14 protein-coding genes are annotated in these 15,453 nt (G+C 71.0%); 1 reads left to right on the forward strand and 13 read right to left on the reverse strand.

The genetic code is table 11. The features are described from left to right. Positions 1-20 precede the first annotated feature (20 nt). The 6 genes from carB to pyrR all read right to left on the reverse strand — a co-directional run bounded on the left by carB (position 21) and on the right by pyrR (position 8,057). The gene (gene carB, locus ACFXOA_RS18785) at positions 21-3,326 is read right to left on the reverse strand and encodes a carbamoyl-phosphate synthase large subunit (RefSeq protein WP_385029239.1); all 3,306 of its coding nucleotides are present in this window, start codon (positions 3,324-3,326) and stop codon (positions 21-23) included. Beyond that, a complete protein-coding gene (gene carA / locus ACFXOA_RS18790; protein WP_385029242.1) occupies positions 3,319-4,461 on the reverse strand; it encodes a glutamine-hydrolyzing carbamoyl-phosphate synthase small subunit in 1,143 nt (380 codons plus the stop codon). The genes carB and carA overlap by 8 nt, the downstream gene beginning before the upstream one ends. Next, positions 4,458-5,081: a hypothetical protein gene (locus ACFXOA_RS18795; protein ID WP_385029244.1), complete on the reverse strand. Its 624-nt coding sequence runs from the start codon at positions 5,079-5,081 to the stop codon at positions 4,458-4,460. Before ACFXOA_RS18795 ends, carA begins: the two co-directional genes overlap by 4 nt. Next, a complete protein-coding gene (locus ACFXOA_RS18800; protein WP_385029247.1) occupies positions 5,078-6,364 on the reverse strand; it encodes a dihydroorotase in 1,287 nt (428 codons plus the stop codon). Before ACFXOA_RS18800 ends, ACFXOA_RS18795 begins: the two co-directional genes overlap by 4 nt. A gap of 2 nt (positions 6,365-6,366) precedes the next feature. Further along, positions 6,367-7,383, reverse strand: a complete 1,017-nt coding sequence (locus ACFXOA_RS18805) for an aspartate carbamoyltransferase catalytic subunit (RefSeq protein WP_385029249.1) — start codon at positions 7,381-7,383, stop codon at positions 6,367-6,369. Between the two features lie 89 nt (positions 7,384-7,472). Further along, a complete protein-coding gene (pyrR, locus tag ACFXOA_RS18810) occupies positions 7,473-8,057 on the reverse strand; it encodes a bifunctional pyr operon transcriptional regulator/uracil phosphoribosyltransferase PyrR (RefSeq protein ID WP_385029252.1) in 585 nt (194 codons plus the stop codon). Between the two features lie 221 nt (positions 8,058-8,278). Here pyrR and bldD point away from each other — a divergent pair, with 221 nt between their 5' ends. Continuing rightward, entirely contained in the window at positions 8,279-8,779 is a 501-nt protein-coding gene (bldD, locus tag ACFXOA_RS18815; RefSeq protein WP_014157378.1) for a transcriptional regulator BldD, read from the forward strand. A 170-nt stretch (positions 8,780-8,949) separates the two neighbouring features. On the opposite strand, the gene nusB is transcribed toward bldD, so the two are convergent. From nusB to aroC, 7 genes are all read right to left on the reverse strand, one after another. Beyond that, positions 8,950-9,381, reverse strand: coding sequence for a transcription antitermination factor NusB (nusB, locus tag ACFXOA_RS18820; RefSeq protein WP_385029256.1), 432 nt, complete (start codon positions 9,379-9,381; stop codon positions 8,950-8,952). A gap of 2 nt (positions 9,382-9,383) precedes the next feature. Continuing rightward, positions 9,384-9,950: an elongation factor P gene (gene efp, locus ACFXOA_RS18825; protein ID WP_385029259.1), complete on the reverse strand. Its 567-nt coding sequence runs from the start codon at positions 9,948-9,950 to the stop codon at positions 9,384-9,386. Between the two features lie 50 nt (positions 9,951-10,000). After that, positions 10,001-11,107: a M24 family metallopeptidase gene (locus tag ACFXOA_RS18830; protein WP_385029262.1), complete on the reverse strand. Its 1,107-nt coding sequence runs from the start codon at positions 11,105-11,107 to the stop codon at positions 10,001-10,003. 69 nt (positions 11,108-11,176) lie between these two features. Next, positions 11,177-12,004: a Pro-rich N-terminal domain-containing protein gene (locus ACFXOA_RS18835; RefSeq protein WP_385029265.1), complete on the reverse strand. Its 828-nt coding sequence runs from the start codon at positions 12,002-12,004 to the stop codon at positions 11,177-11,179. Positions 12,005-12,119: 115 nt separating this feature from the next. Then, a complete protein-coding gene (gene aroQ, locus ACFXOA_RS18840) occupies positions 12,120-12,563 on the reverse strand; it encodes a type II 3-dehydroquinate dehydratase (RefSeq protein WP_385029268.1) in 444 nt (147 codons plus the stop codon). Continuing rightward, on the reverse strand, positions 12,560-14,206 hold the full coding sequence (aroB, locus tag ACFXOA_RS18845; RefSeq protein ID WP_385029270.1) for a 3-dehydroquinate synthase: 1,647 nt from the start codon (positions 14,204-14,206) through the stop codon (positions 12,560-12,562). The genes aroQ and aroB overlap by 4 nt, the downstream gene beginning before the upstream one ends. Then, positions 14,203-15,387: a chorismate synthase gene (gene aroC / locus ACFXOA_RS18850; protein WP_385029273.1), complete on the reverse strand. Its 1,185-nt coding sequence runs from the start codon at positions 15,385-15,387 to the stop codon at positions 14,203-14,205. Before aroC ends, aroB begins: the two co-directional genes overlap by 4 nt. Positions 15,388-15,453 lie beyond the last annotated feature (66 nt).

Here is a 15,453-nt window from a genome sequence, read left to right on the forward strand (position 1 = left end):
CTGATCCGGTCGGCAGGTCCTCAGCGGGCCGCGGTCAGGTGCTCGGCGTGCTCCTGGAGGGAACGTACGCCGACCCCGCCGTGGTTGAGCGCGTCGATGCCCTGGACGGCGGCGGCGAGCGCCTGGACCGTGGTCAGGCAGGGCACGGACCGTGCCACGGCCGCGGTGCGGATCTCGTAGCCGTCGAGCCGGCCGCCCGTGCCGTACGGCGTGTTGACGATGAGGTCGATCTCGCCGTCGTGGATGAGCTGCACGACGGTCTTCTCGCCGTTGGGGCCCTCGCCCTCGGACTGCTTGCGCACGACGGTGGCGTTGATGCCGTTGCGCTTGAGCACCTCGGCGGTACCGGAGGTGGCGAACAGCTCGAAGCCGTGGGCGACGAGTTCACGGGCCGGGAAGATCATCGTGCGCTTGTCGCGGTTGGCGACCGAGATGAAGGCACGGCCCTTGGTGGGCAGCGGGCCGTAGGCGCCGGCCTGCGACTTGGCGTACGCCGTGCCGAAGACCGAGTCGATGCCCATGACCTCGCCGGTCGAACGCATCTCCGGGCCGAGGACGGTGTCGACGCCGCGCCCGTGCACGTCGCGGAAGCGCGACCACGGCATGACGGCCTCCTTGACGGAGATCGGCGCGTCCAGCGGCAGGGTGCCGCCGTCGCCCTGCTTCGGCAGCAGGCCCTCCTCGCGCAGCTCGGCGATGGTGGCGCCCAGCGAGATGCGGGCGGCGGCCTTCGCGAGCGGGACCGCGGTCGCCTTCGAGGTGAAGGGGACGGTCCGCGAGGCGCGCGGGTTGGCCTCGAGGACGTAGAGGATGTCGCCGGAGAGCGCGAACTGGATGTTGATCAGTCCGCGGACGCCCACGCCCTTGGCGATGCCCTCGGTGGAGGCGCGCAGCCGCTTGATGTCGTAGCCGCCGAGGGTGATCGGGGGCAGCGCGCAGGCGGAGTCGCCGGAGTGGATGCCGGCCTCCTCGATGTGCTCCATGACGCCGCCGAGGTAGAGCTCGGTGCCGTCGTAGAGCGCGTCGACGTCGATCTCGATCGCGTCGTCGAGGAAGCGGTCGACCAGGACCGGCCGGGTGGGGCTGATCTCGGTGGACTCGGAGATGTACGAGGAGAGCCGGGCCTCGTCGTAGACGATCTCCATGCCGCGGCCGCCGAGCACGTACGACGGGCGGACGAGCACGGGATAGCCGATCTCGTCGGCGATGGCCTTGGCCTCGCCGAAGGTGGTGGCGGTGCCGTGCTTCGGCGCGGGCAGGCCGGCCTCGGCGAGGACCCGGCCGAACGCTCCGCGGTCCTCCGCGGCGTGGATGGCCTCCGGTGAGGTGCCCACCACGGGCACGCCGTTGTCCTTGAGCGCCTGCGAGAGGCCGAGCGGGGTCTGGCCGCCGAGCTGGACGACCACACCGGCGATCGGGCCCGCGAGGGACTCCGCGTGCACGATCTCCAGGACGTCCTCGAGGGTGAGCGGCTCGAAGTAGAGCCGGTCCGAGGTGTCGTAGTCGGTGGAGACGGTCTCCGGGTTGCAGTTGACCATCACCGTCTCGTAGCCGGCGTCGCTCAGGGCGAAGGAGGCGTGGACACAGGAGTAGTCGAACTCGATGCCCTGGCCGATGCGGTTCGGGCCGGAGCCGAGGATGATCACCGCGGGCTTGGTGCGGGGCGCGACCTCGCTCTCCTCGTCGTAGGAGGAGTAGAAGTACGGCGTCTTCGCGGCGAACTCGGCGGCGCAGGTGTCGACCGTCTTGTAGACCGGGCGGATGCCCAGCGCGTGGCGGACCTCGCGCACGACGTCCTCGCGGAGCCCGCGGATCTCGGCGATCTGCACGTCGGAGAAGCCGTGCCGCTTGGCCTCGGCGATCAGGTCGGCGTCCAGGCGCTCGGCGGAGGCCAGCTCGTCGGCGATCTCCTTGATCAGGAAGAGCTGGTCGACGAACCAGGGGTCGATCCTCGTCGCGTCGAAGACCTCCTCCTGGGTGGCCCCGGCGCGGATCGCCTGCATCACGGTGTTGATGCGGCCGTCCGTGGGCCGGACGGCCTCGGCGAGCAGTTCGGCCTTGTCGCCGGGCTCCCCGGTGAAGGCGAACTGCGAGCCCTTCTTCTCCAGGGAGCGCAGGGCCTTCTGGAGGGCCTCGGTGAAGTTGCGGCCGATCGCCATGGCCTCGCCCACCGACTTCATGGTGGTGGTGAGGGTGGAGTCGGCGGAGGGGAACTTCTCGAAGGCGAAGCGCGGGGCCTTGACCACGACGTAGTCGAGCGTCGGCTCGAAGGAGGCCGGCGTCTTCTCGGTGATGTCGTTGGGGATCTCGTCCAGCGTGTAGCCGACGGCCAGCTTGGCGGCGATCTTGGCGATCGGGAAGCCGGTGGCCTTGGAGGCGAGCGCCGAGGAGCGGGAGACGCGCGGGTTCATCTCGATCACGATGATCCGGCCGTCGGCCGGGTCGATCGCGAACTGGATGTTGCAGCCGCCGGTGTCGACGCCGACCTCGCGGATGATCGCGATGCCGATGTCACGCAGCCGCTGGTACTCACGGTCGGTGAGCGTCATCGCCGGGGCGACGGTGATGGAGTCACCGGTGTGGACGCCCATCGGGTCGAAGTTCTCGATGGAGCAGACGACCACGACGTTGTCGTTCTTGTCGCGCATCAGCTCCAGCTCGTACTCCTTCCAGCCGAGGATGGACTCCTCCAGGAGCACCTCGGTGGTCGGGGAGAGCGTGAGGCCCTGTCCGGCGATGCGGCGCAGCTCCTCCTCGTCGTGGGCGAAGCCGGAGCCGGCGCCGCCCATGGTGAAGGAGGGGCGGACGACGACGGGGTAGCCGCCGAGTTCGTCGACGCCCTTCAGGACGTCTTCCATGGAGTGGCAGATGTAGGAGCGGGCGGACTCGCCGTGCCCGATCTTCTTCCGCACCTCCTCCACGACGCCCTTGAAGAGGTCGCGGTCCTCGCCCTTGTTGATGGCCTCGACGTTGGCGCCGATGAGCTCGACGCCGTACTTCTCCAGGACGCCGTTCGCGTGCATGGAGATGGCGGTGTTGAGCGCGGTCTGGCCGCCCAGGGTGGGCAGGAGCGCGTCGGGGCGCTCCTTGGCGATGATCTTCTCGACGAACTCGGGGGTGATCGGCTCGACGTACGTGGCGTCGGCGATCTCCGGGTCGGTCATGATCGTCGCCGGGTTGGAGTTGACCAGGATGACGCGCAGGCCCTCGGCCTTGAGGACGCGACAGGCCTGGGTGCCGGAGTAGTCGAACTCGGCGGCCTGCCCGATGACGATCGGACCGGAGCCGATGACCAGGACGGACTGGATATCGGAGCGCTTAGGCACGCTGGCCCTCCATCAGGGTGACGAAACGGTCGAAGAGGTACGCGGCGTCGTGCGGGCCCGCGGCTGCTTCGGGGTGGTACTGGACGCTGAAGGCCGGCTGGTCGAGCAGCTGGAGCCCTTCGACGACCTGGTCGTTCAGGCATACGTGGGAGACCTCGGCGCGGCCGAACTCCGTGTCGGAGACCCGGTCGAGCGGAGCGTCGACGGCGAAGCCGTGGTTGTGCGCGGTGACCTCGACCTTGCCGGTCGTGCGGTCCTGCACCGGCTGGTTGATGCCGCGGTGGCCGTACTTCAGCTTGTAGGTGCCGAAGCCGAGCGAGCGGCCGAGGATCTGGTTTCCGAAGCAGATGCCGAAGAGCGGGGTCTTCCGCTCCAGGACGCCGCGCATGACGGAGACCGGGTGGTCGGCCGTGGACGGGTCGCCGGGGCCGTTGGAGAAGAAGACGCCGTCGGGCTCGACCGCGTACACGTCCTCCAGGGTGGCGGTGGCGGGCAGGACGTGCACCTCGATGCCGCGCTCGGCCATGCGGTGCGGGGTCATGCCCTTGATGCCGAGGTCGATCGCGGCGACGGTGAACTTCTTCGTGCCGATCGCGGGGACGACGTACGCCTCCTTGGTGGCGACCTCGGCCGCGAGGTCGGCGCCGCTCATCTCGGGGGCCTGGCGGACCTTGGCGAGCAGCACGCCCTCGTCCTGGACGGCGTTGCCGGAGAAGATCCCGACGCGCATCGCGCCGCGCTCGCGCAGGTGGCGGGTGAGCGCGCGGGTGTCGATGCCGCTGATCCCGACGACGCCCTGGCTCGCGAGCTCCTCGTCGAGGGTGCGGCGGGAGCGCCAGTTGGAGGGGATCCGGGCGGGGTCGCGGACGACGTAACCGGAGACCCAGATCCTCCCGGACTCGGGGTCGTCGTCGTTCACACCGGTGTTGCCCACGTGGGGGGCGGTCATGACGACGACCTGGCGGTGGTACGAGGGGTCGGTCAGTGTCTCCTGGTAGCCGGTCATGCCGGTGGAGAACACCGCCTCGCCGAAGGTCTCCCCCACGGCCCCGTAGGCGCGGCCGCGGAAGGAGCGGCCGTCCTCCAGGACGAGTACGGCGGGAGCTTTACCTGCTCCCCGGGTGGAGATCGTCATCGTGCGGTGCCTTCCGTCGTGCTGATGGTGGTGCTGCTGAGGTTGGTGCCGGCTGTGCCGGTGAGGTGGCCGACGGCGTCGACCCATGCCTGGTGCTCGGCCGAGCGGTCGGAACGGAATCCCGAGTCGATCGGCGTGCCGCCGTGCTCCCAGGTGATGACCAGCAGGCCGCCCTCGGGCAGCACCTTGCCGGCCAGCGCCTTCTCGAGCCTCGCCCCGCGCAGCGCGTCGGCGGGCACGAAGAAGTCGGCCGCCCCGGGGCGTACGACGTCGAGGCCTTCGGCGGTCAGGGTGAGCTCGACCCGGCTGCGGGTCCCGAGGCCGTGCGCCACGATCCGGTCGAGCCACTGCCCGGCGGTCGTGGAGGCGTGGTAGCGGCCGGTCAGTGTGAGGAGCTTCTCGCCGTCCGCGAAGCCCTCGGGTGTGACCGGGAGCTCGGGCAGGGCGGACTGCAGGCGCTCACGCCACTTCCATCCCTGGCGCATCAGCCAGTAGACGAAGGCGATGAGGACGAGCAGGCCGAGGACCCAGCTGATGCGGGCGGACCAGTCCGTCACCTCGGCCGACTTCTGTTCGGCGGCCATATGGTACAGCTGATGAGCTGGGCTGAGTGTTGTCACGCGAGCTTCCCGTCGACGACCGTGGCACGGCCCCGCAGGAAGGTGTGGGTGACTCGTCCGGGCAGCTCGCGACCCTCGTAGGGAGTGTTGCGGCTGCGGGAGGCGAAGCCCGCGGGGTCCACTGCTCCACGGTATGACGGATCGACCAGAGTGAGGTTGGCGGGCTCACCCGCCGAGACGGGCCGGCCGTGTCCTTCGAGCCTGCCGATGGCCGCCGGACGGGCCGACATGCGGTCGGCGACACCGGCCCAGTCGAGGAGTCCGGTCTCCACCATCGTCTGCTGGACGACGGACAGCGCGGTCTCCAGGCCCACCATGCCCATGGCGGCGGCGGCCCACTCGCAGTCCTTGTCCTCGTGGGGGTGCGGGGCGTGGTCGGTGGCCACGCAGTCGATGGTGCCGTCGGCGAGGGCCTCGCGCAGCGCCATGACGTCGGCCTCGGTGCGCAGCGGCGGGTTCACCTTGTAGACCGGGTTGTAGGTCCGGACGAGTTCGTCGGTGAGGAGCAGGTGGTGCGGGGTGACCTCGGCGGTCACGTCCCAGCCCTTGGACTTGGCCCAGCGGACGATCTCCACCGAGCCCGCGGTCGACAGGTGGCAGATGTGCACGCGGGAGCCGACGTGGGCGGCGAGGAGCACGTCGCGGGCGATGATCGACTCCTCGGCGACGGCCGGCCAGCCGCCGAGTCCGAGTTCGGCGGAGACGACGCCCTCGTTCATCTGGGCGCCCTCGGTGAGGCGGGGCTCCTGGGCGTGCTGGGCGACGACGCCGTCGAAGGCCTTCACGTACTCCAGCGCGCGGCGCATGATCACGGCGTCGTCGACGCACTTGCCGTCGTCGGAGAAGACCTTCACCCCGGCGGCGGAGTCGTGCATGGCGCCGAGCTCGGCCAGCTGCTTGCCCTCCAGGCCGACGGTGACGGCGCCGACGGGCTGCACGTCGCAGTAGCCGGACTCCCTGCCGAGGCGCCAGACCTGCTCGACGACGCCCGCGGTGTCGGCGACGGGGAAGGTGTTGGCCATGGCGTGCACCGCGGTGTAGCCGCCGACGGCGGCGGCCTTGGTGCCGGTGAGGACGGTCTCGGAGTCCTCGCGGCCGGGCTCGCGCAGGTGGGTGTGGAGGTCGACGAGGCCCGGCAGCAGGATCTGGCCGGCGGCCTCGATCACGGTGGCGTCGCCCGCCTCGATGCCGGTGCCGGTCTCGGCGATGGTCTCGCCGTCGATGAGGACGTCCTGCGGCTCGCCGCCAAGGACCTTCGCACCGCGGATCAGGATCTTGCTCATGGTTACTTGTTCTCCTCGGTACGGGCGGAGGCGGAGGGCAGGGCGGTCTCGGAACCACCGAGCAGCAGGTACAGGACGGCCATTCGGGTGGAGACGCCGTTCGCGACCTGCTCCACGGCGGTGCAGCGGTCGGAGTCGGCGACCTCGGCGGTGATCTCCATCCCGCGGACCATCGGGCCGGGGTGCATCACGATGGCGTGCTCGGGCATCCTGGCCATGCGCTCGCCGTCGAGGCCGTAGCGGCGGGAGTACTCGCGCTCGGTCGGGAAGTAGGCGGCGTTCATCCGCTCACGCTGCACACGGAGCATCATGACCGCGTCCGACTTCGGCAGCACGTCGTCCAGGCGGTAGCTGACCTCGCAGGGCCAGCTCTCGACGCCGACCGGCACGAGGGTGGGCGGGGCCACCAGGGTGACCTGCGCGCCCAGGGTGTGCAGGAGGTGGACGTTGGAGCGGGCGACGCGGCTGTGCAGGATGTCGCCGACGATCGTGATGCGGCGCCCTTCGAGGTCCCGGCCGATACCGGCGTCGGGTCCGACCAGCCTGCGCCGCATGGTGAAGGCGTCGAGCAGGGCCTGGGTGGGGTGCTCGTGGGTGCCGTCACCGGCGTTGACGACCGCGCTGTCGATCCAGCCCGAGGTCGCCAGGCGGTAAGGGGCTCCGGAGGCGCCGTGCCGGACGACGACGGCGTCGGCGCCCATGGCCTCCAGGGTCAGGGCGGTGTCCTTGAGCGACTCGCCCTTGGAGACGGAGGAGCCCTTGGCGGAGAAGTTGATGACGTCGGCGGAGAGGCGTTTGGCGGCGGCCTCGAACGAGATCCTCGTCCGGGTCGAGTCCTCGAAGAAAAGGTTGACGACCGTTCGTCCACGCAGGGTGGGGAGTTTCTTGATCGGCCGGTCCGCGACCCGCGCCATCTCCTCGGCGGTGTCGAGGATCAGCACGGCGTCGTCGCGGGTGAGGTCGGCGGCCGAGATGAGGTGACGGGGGGTACGGGGGTTGTCCCCGGCGGGGCGCAGCATCTGGGAGTCTCCGGGAAGGGTGGAGGAATCGGGCAGGCGGGCGTGCGGCAGCGTCCGTGCGGCTCCGGGCCGCACGGGGATCGACGCTGCTACTGCTCGCCTGCCGGGACGGTCTGCTTGACGCCGAGCAGCACGGTGTCGCGGCCGTCCTCCTCGGCGAGCTGGACCCTGACCGTCTCCCGCAGCGAGGTGGGGAGGTTCTTGCCGACGTAGTCGGCCCGGATCGGGAGTTCGCGGTGTCCTCGGTCGACGAGCACGGCGAGCTGGACGGCACGGGGCCGGCCGATGTCCCCGAGCGCGTCGAGCGCGGCCCTGATGGTGCGGCCGGAGAAGAGGACGTCGTCGACGAGGACGACGAGGCTGCCCTCGATGCCCTCACCGGGGATCTCGGTGCGGGCGAGTGCCCGCGCCGGACGCATCCTGAGGTCGTCGCGGTACATCGTGATGTCGAGTGACCCGACCGGCGTCTTCCGGCCGGTGATCTCTTCGAGCTTTCCGGCGAGCCGGCGGGCGAGGTAGACCCCGCGGGTCGGGATGCCGAGCAGCACCACGTCGTCGGCGCCCTTGGCGCGTTCGACGATCTCGTGGGCGATGCGGGTCAGTACCCGGGCGATGTCGGGAGCCTCGAGAACGGGGCGTGCCGCATTGCCGGGGTGGTCATGCTGTGCGTCCATAAGAAACGGACCTCCTTCTCCGCCTCACTGGACGGACGTTAAAGGACGTCGAAATTGCGTCATCCACGTTACCAGGGCTTGTGTGAGGCCCCGGCCCCACCCCCGTGAGGTCGCAGTGCGGACCTTTCGGCTTGACGCAGCCAAGTAACGCTGCGTAACCTCACAGTGAGTTACCAGCCACGCGGCCCAGCCGCAGAATGTTCCAGCGTCCGGGGAGCCTTATGTCCAGCGAATACGCAAAGCAGCTCGGGGCCAAACTCCGCGCCATCCGCACCCAGCAGGGCCTCTCCCTCCACGGCGTGGAGGAGAAGTCGCAGGGCCGCTGGAAGGCTGTCGTGGTCGGTTCCTACGAGCGCGGGGACCGCGCGGTGACCGTGCAGCGCCTTGCCGAGCTGGCCGACTTCTACGGTGTCCCGGTGCAGGAGCTCCTGCCCGGCACGACCCCCGGCGGTGCGGCCGAGCCCCCGCCGAAGCTGGTCCTGGACCTCGAGCGCCTGGCGCACGTGCCGCCGGAGAAGGCCGGTCCGCTGCAGCGCTACGCGGCGACGATCCAGAGCCAGCGAGGCGACTACAACGGCAAGGTGCTCTCCATCCGCCAGGACGACCTGCGCACCCTGGCCGTGATCTACGACCAGTCGCCGTCGGTTCTCACGGAGCAGCTGATCAGCTGGGGCGTGCTGGACGCCGACGCGCGCCGCGCGGTCGCCCACGACGAGGGCTGACCGGACCGCACGACAGACGACGGGAGAACGCCGGGTGGCGGGCTTGAGGCCTGCCACCCGGCGTTTTCTCGTGTCCGGACGCCGTTCGCGCGCGAGGCGGTGCCGGTACGCGGAAGGGACCACGGCCGATGGCCGTGGTCCCTTCGTCCGGCTCGCGCCGCCGCCGGGGGCTACTGCTCCCGGCGGAGGTTCGGCTTGAGGTCCTTGAAGCGGGCCAGCAGGCCGTTCACGAACGCCGGGGAGTCGTCCGTGGAGAACTCCTTGGCGAGCTGGACCGCCTCGTCGATGACCACGGCGTCCGGGGTCGAGTCCATCCAGACCAGCTCGTACGCACCGAGCCGGAGGATGTTCCGGTCGACGACCGGCATGCGGTCGATCTCCCAGTCCACGGCGTAGGTGACGATGAGGTCGTCGATGCGGTCCGCGTACTGCGCGTACCCCTCGACCAGCTCCATCGTGAATTCGCCGACCGGGGGCTGACGGTCGTCGGTCCGCGAGTGGCGCACCCAGTCCGCGAGGACCGTCTGCACGGACTCACCGCGCTGGTCGGCCTCGAAGAGGATCTGGAAGGCGCGCTTGCGGGCCTTGTTCCGGGCAGCCACGGTTAGCTGTTCACCCGGCCGAGGTAGTCGCCCGTACGGGTGTCGACCTTGATCTTCTCGCCGGTGGTGACGAAGAGCGGCACGCCGATCTCGTAACCGGTCTCCAGCGTGGCGGGCTTGGTGCCGCCGGTGGAGCGGTCGCCCTGGACGCCCGGGTCGGTGTGCTGGATGGTCAGCTCGACCGCGGCGGGCAGCTCGACGTAGAGCACCTCGCCCTCGTGCTGGGCGACCGAGGCCTCGAAGCCCTCGATCAGGAAGTTGGCGGCGTCGCCGACGGCCTTGCGGTCGACCATGAGCTGGTCGTACGTCTTCATGTCCATGAAGACGAAGTACTCGCCGTCCATGTACGAGAACTGCATGTCACGGCGGTCGATGGTGGCCGTTTCGACCTTCACGCCGGCGTTGAAGGTCTTGTCGACGACCTTGCCGGAGAGCACGTTCTTGAGCTTGGTGCGCACGAAGGCGGGGCCCTTGCCGGGCTTGACGTGCTGGAACTCGACGACGGACCAGAGCTGGCCTCCGTCGAGCTTGAGCACCAGGCCGTTCTTGAGGTCGTTCGTGGAAGCCACGGTTGCGGAATCTCCTGGACTGAAGCTGGTGGAACGACCGAGGATGCGCGCTAGAGCGCGAGCAGCTCCTTGGTCGTAATGGTGAGTAGCTCGGGTCCGCCGTCCGCCTCGGGGCGCACGACGAGCGTGTCATCGATCCGGACACCGCCCCGGCCCGGGAGGTGGACCCCCGGTTCGACGGTGACCGGCACACAAGCGTCCAGTTTACCCATGGCTTCCGGTGCCAACTGCGGGTCCTCGTCGATTTCGAGTCCGACGCCGTGCCCGGTGCTGGGCGGGAGGCCTTCCGAGTGGCCCGCCGAGTCCAGGAGATGCCGGGCGGCACGGTCCACGTCACGGTAGGCGGCGCCGGGGACGAGTGCCTCCCGGCCGGCTCTCTGAGCGGCGAAAACAAGGTCGTAGAGCTCGATCTGCCAGTCCGCGGGGCTGGTCCCGATGACGAAGGTCCGGCCGATCTCGCACCTGTAGCCGTGGTAGTTCGCGCCCAGGCGGACGGAGAGGAAATCTCCCTCCTCGACCCTGCGGTCGGTGGGCCGGTGCCGGCCCAGACCGGAGTGGTGACCCGTGCCGACGGATGTGGCGAAGGCGGGGCCGTCGGCACCGTGGTCGACCAGCCGGCGTTCGAGCTCCAGTGCGAGGTGGCGTTCGGTGCGCCCCACCAGGATCGATTCGAGGAGCTCGCCCAGGGCCTGGTCCGTGATCTCGGCGGCGATACGCAGACAGGCGATCTCCTCCTCGTCCTTCACCAGGCGCAGCTGCTCGACGGTGCTGCCGAGGTCTCCCAGCCGCAGGCGGGGGGCGACGGCGCTCATGGCGCGGTGCCGGGCGACGGTCAGATCGTGCTCCTCCACGGCCAGGGAGCCCGTGTCCATGCCTCCGGCCAGGCCCGCGGCCACGACGACCGGGTCACCGTCGTTCTCCGGGAGCAGGTGCAGCTTCAGCTGTTCGTCCGGGCGTCCTCGGGCGGGTTCCCCGGCCGGTGCGCGGCCGCACAGCAGGACGTCCTCGCCGGGGCCGAGCAGCAGCACGGCACCGGGCGGGGCTCCGCCCGCGAGATAGCGGACGTTGGCGGGGCGGGAGACCAGGGCGGCCGCGTGTCCGGCGGCGGCGAACCGGTCGCGCAGCAGCCCGCGTCGGACGGCGTACACCTCTGACATGAGTCCGAGCCTACGAGCGGGGGCGCGGCACCGCCCGGCCAGCGCACCCGACCGGGCAGCGCGCCGGTCCTACCAGGCCGGCGGGCTGGCTATGGAGCGGGCCAGGACGTCGTCCAGGACGCGGGCGGTCGTCTCGACGTCGTAGGTGGAGTTGTCGATGATCGGCAGCCCGGAGCCGTACCAGCCGGCCATCCGCCCGTGGATCCGGGCGACCTCCTCGTCGGAGAGCCTGCGGTTGCCGCTGCGCGCCGCGTTGCGCTCCAGGACCACCTCCAGCCCGGGGAGGAGGACTACGGGCAGCAGTCCGGGGCCGACGTGCCGCTTCCAGCCGCCGAGGCCGACCACGGGCCGGTCCGGGAAGACGGCGTCGTCGAGGATGCAGGAGATGCCGTTGGCCAGGAAGTTCCGCGCTGCGAAGCCGCAGGTGCGCCGGGCCAGCCGGTACTGGGCCTCGGAGTGGTCGTTCCATCCGGCCTGGGGGTCGGCGAAGCCGGAGCAGACCCATTCGCGTACGTCGTCCAGGGAGACATGGGCCGTGGGGACGCGGCGGCGCCCCGCCCAGAGCTTCGCGACCGTGGTCTTGCCCGCGCCGGCCGGCCCGATCAGGAGCACGGCCAGGGTGGCGGAGCCGGTCCCCGGCTCCGCGCCGGGCGCGGGCAGCGCGACGGGCCCGCCCGGCGGCAGCTGGACGTGCCCGGTGGTGTCGGGCAGGGGCGGGGAGGGGAGGGGGTGCGGAGGTACGGGTGCCTGCTGCGGCCCTCCGGGCGCCGGGGGCGGAAGCGGCGGCCCCGCCTGGCCCGGGTGCGGCGGCCCCGGGTGCTGGGCGTGGTGCGTCCACGGTCCGTGGCCGGAGGGCCCCTGGGGCGGAGGCAGCGGAGCCCCCACTGCGTGCTGCATCCGGTGCCACTCCGTCTCGTACAGGCAACTGCCTCTGGTGGAACGGCAACCGTACCCTCCCCGGCCGCCACAGGGTGAACGGGCGGGGAGGGTACGAAGTGCCCGTGCCTGTCCCTCAGTCCGTCAGTTCGTCGGCCAGGGCCCGCAGGGCGAGCCGGTAGGAGCCGATGCCGAAGCCGGCCACGGTGCCGGTGGCGACCGGGGCGATGACGGAGGTGTGCCGGAACTCCTCGCGTGCGTACGGGTTCGAGATGTGCACCTCGATCAGCGGCGCGGTGCGCTGGGCCGCCGCGTCGCGCATCCCGTACGAGTAGTGCGTGAAGGCCCCCGGGTTGATGACGACCGGGACCGAGCCGTCCGCCGCCTCGTGGAGCCAGCGGATCAGCTCGCCCTCGTCGTTGGTCTCGCGGACCTCGACGTCGAATCCGAGCTCCTTGCCGAGCGCCTGGCAGGTGTCCACCAGACCGGCGTAGGAGGTCGCCCCGTACACGTCGGGCTCCCGCGAGCCGAGGCGTCCGAGGTTCGGGCCGTTGAGCACGAGGACGCTGCGGGCCGTCACGCGGAGACCTCCCCGTAGGCGGCGAGCAGCACGGCCGGGTCCGGGCCTTCCAGCACGGCGGGCTTGCCGATGCCGTCCAGGACGATGAAGCGGAGCAGGTCGCCCCGGGACTTCTTGTCGACCTTCATGTTCTCCAGGAGCTTGGGCCACTGGTCACCCCGGTAGGTGAGCGGCAGCCCGACGGACTCCAGGACGGCGCGGTGCCGGTCGGCGGTCGCGTCGTCGAGGCGGCCGGCGAGCCGTCCGAGCTCGGCCGCGAAGACCATGCCGACCGAGACGGCGGCGCCGTGGCGCCACTTGTAGCGCTCGTTCTTCTCGATGGCGTGGCCCAGCGTGTGCCCGTAGTTGAGGATCTCCCGCAGGCCGGACTCCTTGAGGTCGCTGGAGACGACCTCGGCCTTGACCCTGATGGAGCGCTCGATGAGCTCCGCGGTGTGCGGACCTGCGGGCGTCCGGGCGGCCTCGGGGTCCGCCTCGATCAGGTCGAGGATCACCGGGTCGGCGATGAAACCGGCCTTGATGATCTCTGCCAGGCCGGAGACGTAGTCGTGGACCGGCAGCGAGTCCAGTGCGGCCAGGTCGCAGAGGACCCCGGCCGGCGGGTGGAACGCGCCCACGAGGTTCTTGCCCTCCGCGGTGTTGATGCCCGTCTTGCCGCCGACGGCCGCGTCGACCATGGCGAGCACCGTCGTCGGCACCGCGATCCAGCGGACCCCGCGCAGCCAGGAGGCGGCGACGAATCCGGCGACGTCGGTGGTGGCACCGCCGCCGACGCCGACGATGACGTCGGTCCGGGTGAAGCCGGTCTGTCCGAGCGCCTTCCAGCAGTAGGCGGCGACCTCGACGGTCTTGGCCTCCTCGGCGTTCGGCAGCTGGATCGCGATGGCCTCGTAGCCCTGGGCGGCGAGGTCCTCGCGTACGGCCTCACCGGTCTCGGCGAGCGCTTCGGGGTGCAGTACGGCGACCCGCTTGGCGCGGTCCCCGATGAGGTTCGGGAGCTCGCCGAGGAGCTGACGCCCGACGAGCACCTCGTAGGCGTCGGTGCCCGCGGAGCCGGCGATCTGGATGCGCGTGGTGCCCTGCTCGGTCATACCTGGGTTCTCCCGGCCGGACGTCACGGTCTGGTCCGTGCGCTCCGGCAGCTCCGTTGCGTCGATGATCGCCTGGGCGACCTCTTCGGGGGTGCGTTCGTCGGTGGCGACGGTGACGGCGGCCACCTCTTCGTAGAGGGGGCGCCGGGCGTCCATCAGCTCACGCCACTGCCGTCGCGGGTTCACCGCGAGCAGCGGGCGGGCGGTGTTCAGCCCGACTCGCCGGACGGCCTCGTCCACGTCCATGGAGAGGTAGACGACGCGGTGGCCGGCGAGGAGCGTGCGCGTGTCGGCGTCCAGCACTGCCCCGCCACCGAGGGCGAGCACACCGGTGTGCTCGTCGATCGCGTCCCGTACCGCCTGCCGCTCCAGGGCGCGGAAGTGTTCCTCGCCCTCGTCGAAGAAGATCTCCGAGATCGCCTTGCCCGCAGTCGCCACGACGTCGGCGTCGGTGTCGCGGTAGGTGGTGCCGAGGCGCCCGGCGAGCAGCTCCCCCACCGTGGACTTGCCGACGCCCATCGGGCCGACGAGGACGATCAGTGGGCCGCTCACCGGATCTGGAGGTGGGAGAGGTAGGACTGGACGTTGCGGTGGGTCTCGGCGACGCTGTCCCCGCCGAACTTCTCCGCGACCGCGTCGGCGAGCACCAGGGCGACCATCGCCTCCGCGACGATGCCTGCGGCCGGGACGGCACAGACGTCGGACCGCTGGTGGTGGGCCTTGGCGGCCTCACCGGTCACCACGTCGATGGTGGCGAGCGCGCGGGGCACGGTGGCGATGGGCTTCATCGCGGCGCGGACGCGCAGCAGTTCACCGGTGGTGAGACCGCCCTCGGTGCCGCCGGCGCGGCCGGAGGCGCGCTTGATGCCGTTCTCGGTGGCGAGGATCTCGTCGTGGGCCTTGGAGCCGGGCACCCGTGCCAGGTCGAACCCGTCACCCACCTCGACGCCCTTGATGGCCTGGATGCCCATCAGGGCACCGGCCAGCCGGGCGTCCAGCCTGCGGTCCCAGTGGACGTGCGAGCCGAGGCCGACGGGCACGCCGTAGGCGAGGACCTCGACGACACCGCCGAGCGTGTCGCCGTCCTTGTGGGCCTGGTCGATCTCCGCGACCATCGCCTTCGACGCGTCGGCGTCGAGGCAGCGCACGGGGTCGGCGTCGAGCCGCTCGACGTCGGAGGGCTTCGGGTAGACGCCGTAGGGCGCCTTGGCCGCGGCCAGCTCGACGACGTGGGAGACGATCTCGATCCCCGCGGTCTCCTTGAGGTACGAACGGGCGACGGCGCCGAGGGCGACGCGGGCCGCGGTCTCCCGGGCGCTCGCGCGCTCCAGGACCGGGCGGGCCTCGTCGAAGCCGTACTTCTGCATGCCGGCGAGGTCGGCGTGGCCGGGGCGCGGGCGGGTCAGCGGGGCGTTACGGGCCTGCTCGGCCAGCACCTCGGGGTCCACGGGGTCGGCCGACATGACCTGCTCCCACTTGGGCCACTCGGTGTTGCCCACCATCACCGCGACCGGCGAACCCATGGTCAGGCCGTGCCGGACGCCGCCGAGGAAGGTGACCTCGTCCTTCTCGAACTTCATCCGGGCGCCCCGCCCGTAACCGAGCCGTCGCCTGGCGAGCGCGTCCGCCACCATCTCCGTGGTGACGGGGATACCGGCGGGAAGACCCTCCAGCGTCGCCACCAGTGCGGGGCCGTGCGACTCTCCGGCGGTCAGCCAGCGCAACCTGCTCAACGGTGCTCCTCATGCTCGCGCCTGTAAATCCGACGGCGCGACCGGGTGCGCGGCCCTGGCCCGCCG

This window comes from Streptomyces sp. NPDC059166 (genome assembly GCF_042755185.1).
Classification (GTDB): domain Bacteria; phylum Actinomycetota; class Actinomycetes; order Streptomycetales; family Streptomycetaceae; genus Streptomyces.